Origin of the sequence: Phaeodactylibacter sp., assembly GCF_040219495.1 — a bacterium.
Taxonomy (GTDB): domain Bacteria; phylum Bacteroidota; class Bacteroidia; order Chitinophagales; family Saprospiraceae; genus Phaeodactylibacter.
Window position 1 is genome coordinate 1 of sequence record NZ_JAVJSK010000083.1, and the last position, 16,059, is coordinate 16,059.

12 protein-coding genes are annotated in these 16,059 nt (G+C 50.3%); 5 read left to right on the forward strand and 7 right to left on the reverse strand.

The features are described from left to right. Positions 1-864: 864 nt before the first annotated feature. Together RIC19_RS12915 and RIC19_RS12920 are read left to right on the forward strand one after the other, a co-directional pair. Positions 865-1,278, forward strand: coding sequence for a DUF5606 family protein (locus RIC19_RS12915; RefSeq protein ID WP_350178743.1), 414 nt, complete (start codon positions 865-867; stop codon positions 1,276-1,278). A gap of 317 nt (positions 1,279-1,595) precedes the next feature. After that, positions 1,596-3,323, forward strand: a complete 1,728-nt coding sequence (locus tag RIC19_RS12920) for a M3 family oligoendopeptidase (RefSeq protein WP_350178744.1) — start codon at positions 1,596-1,598, stop codon at positions 3,321-3,323. 73 nt (positions 3,324-3,396) lie between these two features. Here RIC19_RS12920 and RIC19_RS12925 read toward each other — a convergent pair whose 3' ends face one another. From RIC19_RS12925 to RIC19_RS12940, 4 genes are all read right to left on the reverse strand, one after another. After that, complete coding sequence (locus RIC19_RS12925) at positions 3,397-4,152, reverse strand: hypothetical protein (protein ID WP_350178745.1); 756 nt, start codon at positions 4,150-4,152, stop codon at positions 3,397-3,399. A gap of 362 nt (positions 4,153-4,514) precedes the next feature. Further along, positions 4,515-5,267, reverse strand: coding sequence for a bacteriorhodopsin (locus RIC19_RS12930; protein ID WP_350178746.1), 753 nt, complete (start codon positions 5,265-5,267; stop codon positions 4,515-4,517). Between the two features lie 107 nt (positions 5,268-5,374). After that, positions 5,375-6,334 carry a Brp/Blh family beta-carotene 15,15'-dioxygenase gene (locus tag RIC19_RS12935; protein ID WP_350178747.1) on the reverse strand — a complete coding sequence of 320 codons (960 nt, stop codon included), beginning with the start codon at positions 6,332-6,334 and terminating at the stop codon, positions 5,375-5,377. Continuing rightward, positions 6,331-7,566 carry a lycopene cyclase family protein gene (locus tag RIC19_RS12940; protein ID WP_350178748.1) on the reverse strand — a complete coding sequence of 412 codons (1,236 nt, stop codon included), beginning with the start codon at positions 7,564-7,566 and terminating at the stop codon, positions 6,331-6,333. The genes RIC19_RS12935 and RIC19_RS12940 overlap by 4 nt, the downstream gene beginning before the upstream one ends. A gap of 248 nt (positions 7,567-7,814) precedes the next feature. Between RIC19_RS12940 and RIC19_RS12945 the strand changes: the two genes are divergently transcribed. Then, complete coding sequence (locus RIC19_RS12945; protein ID WP_350178749.1) at positions 7,815-9,119, forward strand: sensor histidine kinase; 1,305 nt, start codon at positions 7,815-7,817, stop codon at positions 9,117-9,119. A 2-nt stretch (positions 9,120-9,121) separates the two neighbouring features. On the opposite strand, the gene RIC19_RS12950 is transcribed toward RIC19_RS12945, so the two are convergent. After that, positions 9,122-11,236, reverse strand: coding sequence for a 3-hydroxyacyl-CoA dehydrogenase NAD-binding domain-containing protein (locus tag RIC19_RS12950; protein ID WP_350178750.1), 2,115 nt, complete (start codon positions 11,234-11,236; stop codon positions 9,122-9,124). A gap of 56 nt (positions 11,237-11,292) precedes the next feature. Beyond that, positions 11,293-12,498, reverse strand: a complete 1,206-nt coding sequence (locus RIC19_RS12955) for an acetyl-CoA C-acetyltransferase (protein ID WP_350178751.1) — start codon at positions 12,496-12,498, stop codon at positions 11,293-11,295. A 202-nt stretch (positions 12,499-12,700) separates the two neighbouring features. Between RIC19_RS12955 and RIC19_RS12960 the strand changes: the two genes are divergently transcribed. Both RIC19_RS12960 and RIC19_RS12965 read left to right on the forward strand, forming a co-directional pair. Next, positions 12,701-13,018, forward strand: a complete 318-nt coding sequence (locus RIC19_RS12960) for a hypothetical protein (protein WP_350178752.1) — start codon at positions 12,701-12,703, stop codon at positions 13,016-13,018. After that, a complete protein-coding gene (locus tag RIC19_RS12965; RefSeq protein WP_350178753.1) occupies positions 13,018-13,386 on the forward strand; it encodes a phage holin family protein in 369 nt (122 codons plus the stop codon). Before RIC19_RS12960 ends, RIC19_RS12965 begins: the two co-directional genes overlap by 1 nt. Before the next feature lie 2 nt (positions 13,387-13,388). On the opposite strand, the gene RIC19_RS12970 is transcribed toward RIC19_RS12965, so the two are convergent. Then, on the reverse strand, positions 13,389-15,467 hold the full coding sequence (locus RIC19_RS12970; RefSeq protein ID WP_350178754.1) for a TonB-dependent receptor family protein: 2,079 nt from the start codon (positions 15,465-15,467) through the stop codon (positions 13,389-13,391). Positions 15,468-16,059 lie beyond the last annotated feature (592 nt).

A 16,059-nucleotide genomic window follows, 5' to 3' on the forward strand; every position in this document is an offset into this window, starting at 1 on the left:
TTTCGTCATGAAAATCAAGGATTTGTGGTTCTGGCAAAGTCACTAAATTTGAGTTTAGCGGGCTAAATGAAAAATTTAGTGAGGAAGTCAGAGCTTGCCCCGCATTTCTGCGGGGTTCATAAAGCGTTGATTTGCAATAGCAACGAGCTCCAAACATGCTCTTAGATGACCTGCCTGCCAAACGGGTTTGCCAGGCAGGCAGGGGCACGAAAACCGGAGTTTATACTCCCCTCGGGCACAATAAGTGATTTTTGACTTTTTCTTTTTGCGCCCTGCGGCGTTTATCCCGGTTAACCGGAACGCCGACTTCAGAAAGGGACCCCTTAATCCCCTTTCTTCGTGTGGCTATGCCTGCGGTTCGCTTCGCGTCTACTTTGCTCTGCGCAGCGAGTGCCATCGTGGTTTTGCCTTGCAGGCCACAAAAATAAAGTCGTCAAAATTTCACCTCTCGTGACCGAGGGGCGTATAAAACGTTAATAATTCCCTGCAAAAATTGTATCCGCTCAATATAATACGTAGATTTGTATCAGTTGCACTCCAACATATACCCCCTTCCCCCCTTCAGTTTCGTGTCCGTATAAGCCCCCCTTTTACAGGGTTTAACCCGTCTTACTTACTAGAATTGATGCGTTGGGAGGCATTACAGGGCCAAAATGGCTCTTTCCTGCCTACACTGCCCAAAAGCATCAGGTTTACGGTACGGACAGCTCCGTTTGACAACAGTTTTTTTAAGGAAAACCCGAGCGTCTCAGCAGATCGCTTTGCTAAGGCTGGTTAAAGGCCAAGCTTAGTGCAGAATAAGCTAAGCTATTCTCGTTTTTGTTGTTAAATTTGCATCCTTAATTAAAAGGAGACACGCACTTTATGAATTTAGAAAAACTAATCGCGGTCAGTGGCTTATCCGGCATTTACCGAATGGCTGCCAACCGCAGTAATGGCTTGATCATAGAGGATGTAGCATCTGGCAAACGCCGGTTCGCATCTTCACGGAAGCATCAGTTTACGCCTTTGGAATCCATCTCTATTTTCACGGACGACGGCGATTCCATGGAGTTAAAGAAGGTATTCCGAAACATGAAACAGCAACAGGAGGACAATCCGCCGCCTGCTGCTTCTGCCAAATCAGAGGAATTGCACGAATATTTTGCCGAGGTATTGCCGACTTACGACCGTGACCGGGTCTTCAATGGTGATATCAAAAAGGTGATTAAGTGGTATAACTACCTCAACGAAGCGGGCTTGCTGCTGGAATCAGCAGACAGTGACGAAGAAGAGTAAAAACAGATCAAGACTGGCACGGGTGTCCCCCCCTTTTAAGCGCCCCCTATTTCCACATCCGTGCCCGTACTTTCTCCCTCCTGCATTTTCTTCGGCGCTTTTCCCAAACAAATTCCTCGGATTGGGTAACAATTAGCAGCAAGTAGCGTAAACCTGTTTATAACGTACCCCCCGGTACAACATTTGATCATTGAAGGGGATATTTTCACCACTATCGGTTCCCGGGGGGAACACCATACTGTGAGAAAATTATCATTCCCGTTGTGTGCCTGTACAAAGTAAAGTAATAAGTACGGCACCTCTAAATCATGATTCTCATGACCAAGACGGCTACTGTTCTGCAAGAACACGAGAGAGCATTTGTGCCCAAGGAGTTCAAGGTGACGACCTGGTCCCGGCTTCAGCCTTACTATAAGGATTTACTGAAGCGGGAGATCAACTCAAAGCAAGACCTTGAGCAATGGCTAAAGGATAAAAGTGAACTGGATGCTGTCGTAAGCGAGGCTTTCTCCTGGCGCTACATTAAAATCACGATCGACAGCACAGACGATAAATCGGAATCGCTGTACCAATATGCCGTGCAAGAGCTAGCACCTAAAATCACAGCGCTTGAGAACGAACTCAATGAAAGACTGGTCAATTGTCCTTACACTGCGCAACTTGAAGGTGGTCAATACCATATTCACCTGCGTAGTATCCGCAATGCCGTAAACCTGTTCCGGGAGGAAAATATCCCTCTGGCTACTGAAATCCAACTTAAATCCAAAGAGTACGTTAAGATCTTCTCCGAAATGACCATCGGAGTAGATGGCAAGCAAATGACCCTGCAAAAAGCCTCCTCCCTTTTGGAGGAGCCCAGCCGCACTTACCGCGAGGAAGTTTACCACAAAATTCATGCCCGTCTACTGGAAGAGACGACATCACTGGATCAATTATTTGATACCCTCAAAGACATGCGCCATGATATGGCCAGGAACGCCGGGTTCGATAATTTCCGGGACTTCAAGTTCAGAGCACTGGGGCGGTTTGATTACGAGGTGCAAGACTGCGAAGACTTTCACCACTCTATCCAAACTGAAATCGTACCTCTTGTGGACGAGCTCAACCAGTACAGGAAAGAAACCCTGAAGCTGGAACGGCTACGCCCCTGGGATTTATTTGTAGACCCTACCGACGATCAGCCGCTGCGCCCATTTCATTCTATCGAAGAACTCGTTGAGAAATCAACAACTTGTCTCTATCGCGTACATCCTGAATTTGGGCAAACGCTGGAGATCATGAACGAGCTCGGGCACCTCGATCTGGATTCCCGACCGGGTAAGCGCCCGGGGGGATATAATATGCCCCTGCACCTGACTGGCATCCCGTTTATCTTTATGAATGCAACTACTTCGCTGAGCGATATGCGGACGCTAATGCACGAATCAGGGCATGCTGTACACAGCCGACTGACCAGTCATTACAAACTAAAAACAGCAAAGCGGGTCCCTTCTGAAGTCGCTGAACTCGCAGCAATGAGCATGGAGCTGCTTACCATGGAACACTGGGATGTCTTTTTTGAAGACCCCGAAGTGCTGCGCCGGGCTAAGATCAATCAACTGGAGTATGTACTAAAAGTACTGCCCTGGATTGCGACGATTGATAAATTCCAGCACTGGGTGTACACGCACCCTAATCACGTTCAGGAAGAACGTCAGGAAGCCTGGATGCACATCATGAAGTCTTTCAACTCTCCTACAATTGACCATTCCGGGCTGGAGCACTATTTAGAACACCTCTGGCATAAACAATTGCACATTTTTGAAGTGCCGTTTTACTACATTGAGTACGGCATGGCCCAGCTCGGTGCTATCGCGATATGGAAGCGGTACCGGGAAGACCCTGATGCTGCTATCCACGACTATCTAAAGGCGCTGAAGCTTGGGTACACTCGCAATGTCCGGGAAATTTACGAGGCAGCAGGCATTTCGTTCGACTTTTCCAGAGACTACGTTAGCGAATTGGGCGCTTTTATAAAAGCTGAGCTGAAAGCCCTGATTGAGTAGTGCCTGACAAACTCAGACGATTAAACACACCTCCCCTAACGCGCTCTTTTCAGGATCTTTGGTCTGCGTTTTATTACCGAAGCCGTGCTCCCAGCGCTTCAAAGGGGTAAACTTCCAGCCCGATGTCCGCAAGTGTATTTCCCCCTTTTACATTGGATAAGCCCATTTTGTAAATGCCCAGGTCGTGAACGGTGGCTACTTTAGCCCCCGTAGACAAGTTGGCCCAGCTTTCCCAGGTCGCGTCCAGTCCTCCGATTGGAATAATGGATACCCACATCTCGTAACGCACAGGCATACCGTCTTTATCCAGATGCCATAGGTAGGCATCTCCGGGTGTGACGCCCCCGCTTTCATAGGAAATCAGCAGTGCTTTTTCCCCTTCCTTTGTGGTGACCAACTTCCGGTTGGTGCCCGGGTCAAAGGCTTTAGCAGGTGCATTCAGCCAAAAGGAATCGTTGCAAAAATAACCCCAGGCTTCCTGAATGGCTTCATCCGCTGCGCCCCCCTGTAGTGGTTGCTGATTAGCCCAGGCTTTACCGCTGGGCCCATCCGTACGGAGCAGCACTTCTGTACCCCCCCACTTCACCTGAACGAGCCCGGCTTGTTTGTCCCACACATAATCATGCCCACCAGGAAAGGACCAACTCAGGAACCGCGTGTCATTCCAGGCCTCAATATTGACGGCTTGTTGCATTTTACGCGCCAGGGCATCCGCTTCCGGGCCGGGGGCTCCCTGTGGGCGGGGCTCATGCGCACTCCAGCCGGCAACCAGCGCAATTAATATCAGGGCAGCGAAAATGATTCCGATTATTATTAAAGTCTTGCGCATCTGTTTTTCTTTTTATGGAGTATTCAAAACACGTGTCAAAAAGAAAAGCCCGGCAAGGAAAAAAAGTTGGGGATATTCCTTTTTTTTAGTCATTTCCCGGCATCCCCTGTTTGTTGCCCTTAGAAAATATTTCTCTTTTATTAGCATTTAAACCAAAAGGGGCAGCAGCAAAAATGCTGTGCCCCTAAGTTTCTTTCTGAAAAGATACGATTGCAAGTGTTTTTGAACGTTATCTGTCGCGGTGCGATTTCAGATATGCTTTAAAACCCTTACTTTTGCAGTTATAGTTTACTAATGCATTATTGACCTGCGCTTAGGTGATATCTGAGTGCAGGTTTTTTTCTTTTGTGTCAAACCGTATCTTAGTCAGTCTTGGCAACAGCTAGTGAATAGATCACCAGACCGAAACCAATCTTATTCACAGCGTCACCAATGTTGTATACAATATCCATTGGCAGACCTTCCAGAATTTGAGCGCCAAACAGACCACCAGTCGTACCAGCGATGTAACCGATTGGATAAATGGCCCATCCTACTAATACGAACCATGCCAGAATATTAACTGCTTTGGCAACTTGAGGACCTGCTTTTGCAGCCAACTCTTTTACCTCACCAAACATTACCAGGTAGAGGATGTAGAAGTAAGCTAGCCCAGACAAGAGTCCCATGACCCAACTCATAGTAGCTGTTTCAGGTGTGTTGTAAATACCTGTGCTTTCACCCAGGAATCCGAACAACAACATAGCTAAAGAAGCAATAATCAGACGCCACAGCAGACCGATCTTAGCTCCTGCTTTCTTCGTAACCAGGTAGAATTCGACACACATCAAAGGTACCGTCAGAATCCAGTCAATGTAACGGAACTCTGTTGGAGACTGACCACTACTTGCCCAGAAATCTCTCATATAGTAGTAATGTACCGCTGCGATGAAAGTAATCAAACCAGATACCAGAAGGGAGTCTTTCCACTTTTTATCTACCTGGCTAAATTGGAAGAAAAAGAATACCGTGGCAGCTGCCATGGCCATTGAGCCGATGAAGAAGGTAAAACCTACGTAGTCACCGGGCTTAAGCTGCGCAAGCAGCAAGGGTTGGATGTTTACTAATGCGTCCATGTTTTAATTAAATTATGTTAAAGAACTGTTAAGGACACTGCACTAACAGTGCCTGATGAAAATGGTTTAAAAATTTGGTTAATTTTCTAACCACCAAACCAAATAACTCAAACTTCTTCTTTCATGGAATTAAATGCCAAAGAAGGATCACCTTCCTGGTATAATTGATCGATCAGGATCATGTGCGGGAGTGTTACCACGGAGATAAACACAAACACCATTCCTATGTTGAGCGAAATGTCCATTTTTATTTGCACCAAGGCAAATATTGCAAGGCTCCCGATCGCCGCTAAACTCAGTGGCAGCGCATTCCTGATGTACTGTGAAATACTGTAAGAACGGACCTGCCTGCGAAAAAAACGGATTTGATCCATCATAGAGCTTAAAGAGTGCCAACAGACAAAGTAGATGGCAAAACCAAGCAACAATGGCAGATTGATCAACAGAAGTGCCAACGCAAATAAGTTGACGACTTCATCCATGAATTCTTTTCTCGTTATTCGGCTTTGGACATAATAGTAAACGCAAAGCCAGAGATTGAGCACGAGCAGCACGATACTGACTGCTTCCCGCCAGGGTTCAGTTATGTAGGGTGCCGGAGCGCTCATGATGTTACTGATGATGGGTGCAGCTGCCTCATAGTGCCAGAGAATGGGGACAAACAGGACAAAGCTGCCCCATAACAGGTGAGTCCCTGCCCCTTCAGCCTTCGATTCAAATGCTACATAATTCCAATTCGACTGCCCAAAGTGGTAGATAGATATCCCCAGAAAAACCAGTAGGGCTACAACCGGAAACAACCACCATAGCAGCGCGAAACCAGCCATGAGCAAGATATAATTGACGTAGAACCGGGTCAGTTCGCGGCTGCCCCATAGTGGCCGCGAGAGCTGTTGAAATATCAGGTAATCGGTGGCACCATGTGGTATGCCAATCAGCAGGATCATACCAAGGGCAATAATGAGCTGTACATTGGATAACCATCCTGGTATCAGAAGGCTGATGAGCACCGCTGCAAATGCAATTCCCTGAATGGACCGGTATAATATAGGGTATCTTGAAGTCATGGCAGCTGTAGTTTATCCTGAACGGGGATTGACCACGAACGTGGCTTTTTCCTGACCGCTCCCATGATTTTGTGGCTCTTCTTAAGAAAATGCCCTGGCCCAAACACACGCCAAACGGCCTTGAGAAAAGTAAGGACGGGCAACTTCATAAATATCTTTGCCTCCTGCCACACTGTGGTTTGCTCTCCAAGAAACCGGAAGATCGTATCAATCGGCGTATGCCGGAAAAGACTGGAGAATATCCCTTTTCCTAATCCACCCCGGGTCTCGAGGATATTCAGCAGCAGCTGATCATAAAACCTGAACCTCGCTGGCGTTTGCAGGGAGCTTTGGGGCGGCAGCCCGGCCTGCAGTTGTGCGCTGATCTGTGCAACCTGCTTTTGGATCGTCGTGAAAGCGTAACCTGTTGTTGGCTTAACCGCTCCTGCCGCCGTTCCGATATTGATCACATTTGGGTACATTTGATTTGGCATTACCTGGTCTGTCATGGGAATAGCCCCCTTTTCGTGCTCCGTGATGGTGTAATGCGAAATCCCTAAATGTTGTTCAACATATTCTTTAAGTGCTGCCTGATAAGCGGCAGGATTGAGGCGCTCCGGAGAGAACACCGTGAACTCCACCAATGCCCGGTGTTCATCGATCGGCAGCAGGTAAAAAAAGCGGGTACTGTCTTGCTGAGGGGCCCGAAAGTCCATTAAGTAGCCTTGATCCGGCTTAAAGACAGGCGCTTCGGTTTGAATCCACCACCCGGCAAAATGCTGAAGCAGAAAGTGGGCACCCGGGTCGGGCTTCGGCATTATGCAGCTATTGAAAATATACGCGCCGGTGTAACTGCTTTGCTCGGTTGTGACTGTGGCGCAGCCGTCGCCCTGCTGATAGTGGAGCACCCGTTCATTCCGGAAATCGACATTCGGGCAGGAACGCAGCTTCGACCAGGCGTCCTCGTAAAAGTCAAGCCCTCTGATCATTTTGTAGGTCAAGCCACCCAGGTCGCCCCCACTTTTCCCCTGCTCGTTCAGGAAGAACAGCCTGGACCACTCCTTGTACACCAAATGGTCAAGAGACGTAGCCCCTTCGGACCAAAAGCACCAAGTGCGGTCGTTACTCCGTTTCAGGTCTTGGTCGATTAGCAGTATACGTGCGTTGGACAAAGCCCCCTCTGTAAGCTTACAAGCGAGGCTCAACCCGGCAGCACCTGCCCCGGCGATGATAAAATCGTAGTGCTCTGACATGTTTACTAATGCATCTTGTGCGGCCCTTTTTCAAAAACCACTAATTACTAGAGTGAGACAAAACACCTCAAAAAAGGTTTAAAAAACCGAATTCTTTTTGGTGGAACCTATGAAAAGAAATATCAAATTCCGAAATCCGGCACAGGAATCCGGGCTTTAGAGGTGCTGTAACGCAAAAAAACACAGGGGAAATCTGATAAAATCAGAATACGCCGTACTTTTGCAGACAGATTTGACCTCAGTCAATTATGTACAAAAAATTACGCCCGCTTAACTGGGTTTCTCAATTAGGTGTCACTCCGGATCTGGACCGGGTGGAGATAGCGCGAATTGTTATCCTGAACCGGCTCAACTTAGCGGGTGCGGTCGTTGCTACGGTCGTTGGCGTAAAAGACATCTTGTCCAAAGGATTGGAGCTGACTATCCTTTTACCGATTTTGCTGTTTTTTATTGGTGAACTCCTCCTCTCTGCTTTCAGGTACCATACCATAGCCCGATACGCGGCTAACATCATCCTCCCGCTGCTGATGACTACTTCACTCCTAATGTACGGGGCAGCAATTGGGGCAGGCTATACCCTATTCGTTTTTATCACTACCGCTATTATTTTCCATAAGAATTGGTTAACCCGCATTAGCCTGATCACTTTCATCATACTGCTGTTTTCGGGCTCCAGCATTGCTTTGCTTAGCTATACACCTCCACTCAGCTACAGAATAGACTCCCTGGACTCCATAATTACCTTCATTGGGACCTCCCTTGCCGTTAGCCTCATGATTACTTATTTTTTCCATGAAAACATGAAGTATGAAGAAGAACAGACTCAGTTGATGAGATCATTGAAAAGCTCTAATACCGCATTGCAAAAAGCCAATGCCGAACTCGAGCGGTTCGCCTACATTGCTTCTCATGATTTAAAAACCCCGGTCCGGAATATCTCCAGTTTTATTGGCCTGGCTGAAAGAGACCTTCAGCGCGGGCAGTACGAGCAACTCGGGGAATATTTCAGGTATGTTAAAACAGGGGCCTATCAGCTCAATGCACTTATCGAAGATATTCTCGACTTCTCCCGGCTTAACCAGCAAACCGCTCTGGATTTTGAGCCCACCGACCTGAATGCCATCATTAGTGATTGCACCGATCAACTCCGGGGAGTCTACGGAGATACGTTTACCATCAATGCTCCCAACCTGCCCATCATAAATACAGCGCCCCATCTGCTGACCATCCTTTGCATGAATCTGCTGGATAACGCCATAAAGTATAATACCTCCACACGGCCCACGATTGAAATCACCGCCCGGCAAGAGGAGACGGAATGGCTGCTGACCTTTTCAGATAACGGCATCGGCATTCCGACTGAGTTTCAGGAAAAGGTATTCGATATGTTCCAACGATTGCACCCTCCCAGTGAATACAGTGGGACCGGTATTGGCCTGGCCATGTGCAAAAAAGTAACAGAGCGCCTAAGCGGAGACATCAAACTGCAGTCGGTGCCCGGGCAGGGAAGCCGGTTTTTTGTTCGCCTACCCCAGAACAAGCCGATTGGGTAACGTTATTGAGAAACGATGCTTTTCAGCTTACTGGGCACACTAAAGCGCTGACCGAACTTCTTCTTGAAAGTAGCACAACGCTTTACGAACGCCTCTACTCCGTAATCATTAACATACTGTATCACCCCTCCTTTAAAAGCCGGGAAGCCCCATCCGAAAATACTGCCCAGGTTAGCAGCCGGTACGGAATGAATGACTTTTTCCTGCATACACCAGACCGCTTCCAAGACCTGTGCAAAAAGGAAGCGCTCCATCAACTCCTCATTTTTAGCTCTTTTTTTGGTGTTGGAGAAAGCCCCATCCAGGCCGTCCCACAGGCCCGTAGCCTTTTCACCCTGGTAACTGTAAAACCCTGCCCGCTTTTGCTGTCCCGGGCGCTGTAACTCTTCAAGCATAACTTTCAGGACGTCAACCGCCGGGTGTTGAATGTACCTAGACCCGTAGTGTTCTGCCGCCTGATTTTCGTAGCGCAGTACCATATTCAGCCCCAGGTTGTCTGCAAGCGAGAGCGCTCCTCTGGGCATACCTGCCTGCACCCCCAGATTTTCGATAAGCGCCGGTGGATAGCCCTCCGCAAGCATGGTGATGCCTTCCAGGATGAACGTATTCTGCACCCGGGCGGCAAAGAAACCCCAATCGTCTTTCACGACAATCGGCGTCTTTCGGATGGCCCGCACAAAATCAAAAGCACGGGCTACAGACTCTTCGGAAGTCTCGGCACCCCGCACAATTTCTACCAGCGGCACTTCCTCAGCAGGCGGAAAAAAATGCAGCCCGATGTAGTTGGAGGGACGAATAGAACCCTCTGCCAGACGGGTAATCGGGATGGAAATCGTATTGGTTCCAAACAAGCTGTAGTCATCAATATACTCCTCGGCCTCCCGCATCACCTTTTGTTTGACCATCCGGTTTTCGAAAACCGCTTCGATCACCAGGTCGCATTCCTCAAAGTCAGCGGAAGACTCCGTGGTGTGGATACGTTGCAGCATCGCTTCACACTCTGCTGGTTTCTTACGACCACTGGCTTGCATTTTTTCCAGCCGTTTGCTCACATAATCACGCCCCCGTTCTGCTATGGGTTTAGATACATCTTTAAGCACCACTTCCATACCAAAATCCAGGCAGACGTAGGCAATACCGGAGCCCATACGCCCAGCACCGATAATGCCCACTTTACGTGGACGGAACTTCCCGTAACCTTTAGGGCGGTTGCCCCCGTTTTTGATAAAGTTCTGGTCCAACCAGAAAGCTTTGATCATATTCTTCGTTTCCTTGCTCCGCAGCAGGCTGGTGAAGTGGCGGCTCTCCAGGCGACAGGCGGTGTCAAAATCTACTTTGGAGCCCTCGTACAAAATGCTGAGCAGAGAACGCTGTGCAGGCAGGCGGTGCGCACCGGTTGCAAAGAGCCGGGCAGCTTCGTTGCGCAGAAAAATCGCTACCTCCGGGTCCTGAGCCGTACCACCTGGAATGGCTGCTCCTTTCTGGTCCCAGGGGCGGCGCGCTTCCCGGGTACTCATGATCCAGGCCTTGGCTTTTTCCAGCATCTCCCGCGGACTGCCAGCCAGCTCATCGATTAGCTCCAGCTGCAGGGCTTCCTGTGGGTTGTAACGATGCCCGCCGGAGAGAATGGGGTAAGCTTTTTTGATCCCCAACAGCCAGGTCAGCCGGGTGATGCCTCCACCGCCGGGAATAAGCCCCAGCTGTGCTTCCGGAAATCCGAACCAAGTGGTATTCTGGTCAATAGCAATGCGGTAATGACAGGCCAGCGCCAGCTCGAAACCGGCCCCCAGGGCAGTGCCGTTGATAGCTGCAACGACAGGGACACCCGGGTTTTCGAGGGCCCGGAAAGTAGCCTTGAGCTGTTCGGCCAGTTCAAAAATGGCTTCGGGATCATCTGTTTTGGAAAGGTACTCCAGGTCACCGCCCGTGCAAAAAGACTTTTTCGCCGACGTGATGATCACCCCCCGCAGGTTCCCTTTTTGCTTCTCGGCCCGCAGGTGCTCAATCACCGGCAGAAAAGCGCGGCTGACTTCGTGGTTGATAATATTGGTGTCCCGCCCTGCCATATTCAAGGTGAGCGTAACAATATGGTCCGTATCTTTTTTGTAAAAAATCATATGCTGTTGGTTTGGCGCTGAACGCGAATAATTGGAAGATCCCGGTAGCCGGCCACTCAGACCCGCTCAATGATGGTGGCAATGCCCATACCACCACCTGCGCAGAGCGTTACGCAGCCGGTTTGCTTATCCTGCCGCTCCAGCTCATCCAGTAACGTCCCCAGAAGCATTGCCCCGGTAGCCCCCAGGGGGTGCCCCATTGCAATTGCGCCACCGTTCACATTCAGTTTGCTGTCTGGTATTTTGAGTTCGTGCTGAAACTTAAGCACTACAGCAGCGAAAGCCTCATTGCACTCCCAGAGGTCAATATCTTTAACGTTCATTCCGGACAGCTGCAGGGCTTTTTGTGTAGCCGGTGCCGGCCCCGTTAGCATAAGCGTGGGATCAACGCTAACGGTTGCTGCAGCCCTGATCCGGGCGCGTGGCTTCAACCCTGCAGCGGACCCGGCGGCTTCACTGCCCACCAGTACGAGGGCAGCGCCATCCACAATACCAGAGGAGTTGCCGGCGGTATGCCCGTGTTGGACGGCATCCAATACCGGAAAACGCTCCAGCGCCATATCATCGAAGCCCATATGGCCCAGGGCTTCAAAGGCAGGCTTCAGCTGACTGAGCTTGTCCATATTCGCATCCGGCCGGACCGCCTCGTCCCGGTCCAGGATCAGCAGCCCGTTGCGGTCATATATCGGCACCAGCGATTTGGAGAAATAACCCGCTTCCACGGCATGCCTTGCTCTTTGCTGAGATTGATACGCATACTCATCGAGCAGTTCACGGGAAAAACCCTCCAGTGTGGCGATCAGATCGGCGGCAATACCCTGCGGCAGATAGTGCGCTTTGATTAGGATATCCGGATCAAACAACAGGGCACCACCATCTGAGCCCATAGGGATACGGCTCATGCTTTCTACGCCTCCCGCCAGGACGAGATGCCCCCAACCCGAACGGATTTTCATAGCCGCCAGGTTGACGGCTTCCAGGCCCGAAGCACAGTAACGGTTAATTTGCAGGCTTCCGCCGGAAGTTTCCCACCCATTGTGGAGCAAAGCCGCCTGGGCAATATTGTAGCCCTGATCGTCGATGGGGGTCACACAGCCGATGATGGTGTCATCCAGCTGATTGGGTTGAATAGGCTGCCGGCGTTGCAAGGCTTGCAGGGTAGCAGAGAGCAATTCCACGGGCTTGACTTCGTAGAGTGAGCCGCTGCTCTTACCCTTCCCCCGGGGGGTGCGCAGGGCATCATATATATAGGCTTCTGGCATAGCAGTAGTTTTTGACATACGGGAACAGAGGCCCGCTTTGCACAAAAATATCATTTTAATGCCCCCTTCCTAAATCTGATTCAGCAATTTAGGGCCTGACCGAACGCCTTACATCGCATTTCTGCTGGATTAAGTAGAAATATATGGCAACTCACTACTCAAGGATGTACTTTTGCAGGGTATCAATACAGAAACACAACCGATGCCAAAAAGAAAAGTCACTCCATTTGCCCGTTTCATGCTCGCCATGATCATCATCATCCCGCTGGCGTTTGCGGGTGCTTCCTACATTAATGGTGAAGACCCCATTTCCAACTTCAAGTCCCTGACTGGGCTGGAGGCCACCGAGCAGGTGCAGGAAACCCCAGCCAAACCTTCCGGTAAAAAGCAGGAAACTGCCCCCAAATCCGCTAATAGCACGGAAGCGCTAAAGAATGAAAACGCACGCCTGAAGCGCCAGATCAAGGAGCGCGACCAGGCGATTAAAGATTTACAGGAACAGCTGAAAAACTGTCAATAATGGACTTGCTTTTGCTTGATGCCCACGGCCCAACCTACTGGGCACTGAAGTTTATTCTTAATGCCCTTGCCCTTATGGCCGGTGCCCACTTCCTGAATGGGGTGCGTATTGATGACTTCGTGCGCGCTATGATCGTTGCCATCCTGCTCGCCGTCCTCAATGCCACCCTCGGCAACGTACTGGATTTCATCACAACGCCTTTGCGTTACCTGACACTGGGCTTGTTCAGTTTCGTGGTGGATGCCGCACTGCTGCTCATTGCGGCTTACTTCCTGAAAGGCTTTCACGTTGACAACTTCAAATCGGCTTTCTTTTTGGCGATTTTACTGGCGGTTTTCAATACCGTGCTGTACGGAGTCTTTCTTTAGAGCTAGTTGGGGTTTTCCTTGGCTCCATTCAAGGCCACCTGTAGCCCCATGTAAAAATTCCGCCTGGGTGCTGCTTCGAAGTAGCGCCCGCCAAAGGCATTCAGCCGGACATTACTGATGTACCGGGTATCCAGTAAGTTATTGATGCCCCCGAAAGCCCGCAGCTGCCCCCAGCCCAAACGCCAGGCATAAGTGGCCCGCAAATTCAGCTCCAGGAAAGCATCTGCCGTTGCTGTATTCGCATCATTGGCAAACAGCTCGCTCAGGTAGCGCCCTTCCAGTATGAGCAGGCCTTCCGGCAAATAAGACCACTGCAACATGCCAGACCAAAGGTGGGATGGAATACCCGGGAGCATATTACCGTCAAACACCTCCCCTTCTGCTTCGTAGTCTTCATACACAAAATCCGAGTAGGTATAAGACAGGCGCCCCTTCCAGTTTGGGCCCGGTGACCACTGTAGCCAGGATTCCAGCCCCTGACGGCGGGAAGCCCCTGCATTGCGGTAAAATAAACGCCCGGGGCTATCGCTAAGCTCATAGGGCAGGCGCTCCTGACGCAGCTGTATGTAAAATGCCGACAGTTGATATTGCAGCCCGGAAGCAAACTGCCCCTTCAACCCCGCCTCATAGTTGTAGGCTTGCTGAGGCTGTAAATTTTCATTGAACCCTTGTGCACCGTCTGGGTTGGCAGATAGCTCACTCAAGGTGGGGGTTTCAAAGCTGTAACTGTAATTCGCGTAGCCGTGGTGCCCCCCTGCATACGCATAGCTGATGCCCGCAGAGGGGCTAAGCGTATGGTATTGACGCTTCCCGGAATCGTCGCCGTCAGAGCGAAAGGCATCTTCGGCAATCATAACGTTGGCATCGTAGCGAAGGGCAGCAGTTAACCATACGTTAGACAGCGGCTCCCACTCCTGAATGGTGTAGAACCCCAGGCTGCGAAAAATCTCATCTTGGTCAAAAACCAAATCTCCTAATTCCCCCAGCAAATTATCAAGCCGCTGACGTTGATCCCGCTGCGATTGGGCATCCACACCCCAGACCTGCCGGTGCGGTAAGCCAAATAAATTACCCCTGTGCCGCACACGCCCACCGATACCACCAAACTGCCGAAACAGGTCAACCGCTCCTCCCCCTTCAAACGGCAACCGATTGGAGAAATCGCGGAATAGGACAAATCCATACGCCTCCAGTTGCCAGTCGTTGCTCAGGGTATAATCAAGCGTCAGGCCTGCACGGCCCTGCTTGACCGCTTCGCCAGCATCAAAGAGAAGGTTCCGCTCCCAAGCTTGACGGCGGTTATCCTCAAACGCTTCTAAAGACAGACCGCCGGGGTCCTGGGCTACCGGACTGTTGAGGTAATTGAGCAGCAGTTCTATCTGCCCCTTCTTCTTGATTTGGCGGCGCAACCGGCCATTAAGCAGGGTGTTTTCTACCCGGCTATGTGCACGGTAGCCCTCCCGCCTGCTGTGGCTGCCGTAAACCAGCCAACTGTAGGGGCCATTTTGAGCGCCCCCCTTTGCCGTGTACCGCTGGAAGCCGTAACTTCCAACACTGGCCCCGGCAGCTGCCATTGCATTTTCCGGGGGGGCCTCCGTTTGCAATTGGATAACGCCACCGGCAGCGTTGCCATATATGCCGGATGCCGGACCGCTCAACAAATTGGCTTGTTGTATAAGCCCTCCGTCCAGATTATCAACCTGGCCCTGCCCATCGGGCGTGGTCTCTGGCAGCCCATCTACCCATATTTGTATGCCCCGGATGCCAAAAGCAGACCGGGCACCAAAGCCCCGCACGGACAGTCGCAGGTCCTGCGCAAAATTATTGGGGTTGAGGACGAGCAGCCCGGGCAGTTGGCTTAGCGCCGGAGCTAATGAGAGGTGCTGCCGCCCGTTTTGCCAATCGGCTACCTCCAATTGGTGGATGCTGTAGGGTGTCCTGATTTTTGGCGCAGGCAAGCGGGTGGTGCTGACCACAACGGCAGAGTCCAGCCCGGTAGTGAGCAGGGTGTCTGACTGTGCGGTACCAGCCATCACAAAAAAAACTTGTGCCAACAAAAGGTAAAGAAAGGACCGAAGCATGCTTTTTAAGACAAGAACCCGGTACGGGGCGTAAGGTTTGAGTCCAGTGCTTTGTAAACCATTAAACGAGGGTGCCTATCGCAGTCCTTTTGCTCAGTCTCCCCCCCAAACCGCATTAAACGCGGTACTATACTCCCCTCAGGCACAAAGATAAAGTCGTCAAAATTTCACCTCTCGTGACCGAGGGGAGTATAAGAGCTCCAAACATGCTCTTAGATTAGACTTGATGCATCGGGTCAGTGCAGTGGGAAAAATGAGCTGTTTTCAACCAAGCGTCCCAGTAATTAACTGTATTTCACAATAGCTTAACCTGAACTAAGTGACTAAAAAAAGGCATAGCGTGGAAAGGGGCAGCGCCATTTTAACCCGATAATGATCCCCAACACATCAAGTCTACTATGTTTGACATACATACCACAAAAAAGGGGAGCAGAAAACCTGCTCCCCAAAAACACCTAAAACCCATATTCATCTCATGAAAAAACTTTCATGCTCTATTCCTTCACAACAACCATCTTCTTCGTTGCCGTATGGTCATCCGTGGATACGGTATAAGATAGCACACCTGTTGCAGCCAAATCAGACATCTTGA

Excerpts from the sequence above, each read along its gene's own strand:
- RIC19_RS12915 (WP_350178743.1), top strand. The coding sequence starts at position 865 with ATGAATTTAGAAAAACTAATCGCGGTCAGTGGCTTATCCGGCATTTAC.
- RIC19_RS12920 (WP_350178744.1), top strand. The coding sequence starts at position 1,596 with ATGACCAAGACGGCTACTGTTCTGCAAGAACACGAGAGAGCATTTGTG.
- RIC19_RS12925 (WP_350178745.1), bottom strand. The coding sequence starts at position 4,152 with ATGCGCAAGACTTTAATAATAATCGGAATCATTTTCGCTGCCCTGATA.
- RIC19_RS12930 (WP_350178746.1), bottom strand. The coding sequence starts at position 5,267 with ATGGACGCATTAGTAAACATCCAACCCTTGCTGCTTGCGCAGCTTAAG.
- RIC19_RS12935 (WP_350178747.1), bottom strand. The coding sequence starts at position 6,334 with ATGACTTCAAGATACCCTATATTATACCGGTCCATTCAGGGAATTGCA.
- RIC19_RS12940 (WP_350178748.1), bottom strand. The coding sequence starts at position 7,566 with ATGTCAGAGCACTACGATTTTATCATCGCCGGGGCAGGTGCTGCCGGG.
- RIC19_RS12945 (WP_350178749.1), top strand. The coding sequence starts at position 7,815 with ATGTACAAAAAATTACGCCCGCTTAACTGGGTTTCTCAATTAGGTGTC.
- RIC19_RS12950 (WP_350178750.1), bottom strand. The coding sequence starts at position 11,236 with ATGATTTTTTACAAAAAAGATACGGACCATATTGTTACGCTCACCTTG.
- RIC19_RS12955 (WP_350178751.1), bottom strand. The coding sequence starts at position 12,498 with ATGCCAGAAGCCTATATATATGATGCCCTGCGCACCCCCCGGGGGAAG.
- RIC19_RS12960 (WP_350178752.1), top strand. The coding sequence starts at position 12,701 with ATGCCAAAAAGAAAAGTCACTCCATTTGCCCGTTTCATGCTCGCCATG.
- RIC19_RS12965 (WP_350178753.1), top strand. The coding sequence starts at position 13,018 with ATGGACTTGCTTTTGCTTGATGCCCACGGCCCAACCTACTGGGCACTG.
- RIC19_RS12970 (WP_350178754.1), bottom strand. The coding sequence starts at position 15,467 with ATGCTTCGGTCCTTTCTTTACCTTTTGTTGGCACAAGTTTTTTTTGTG.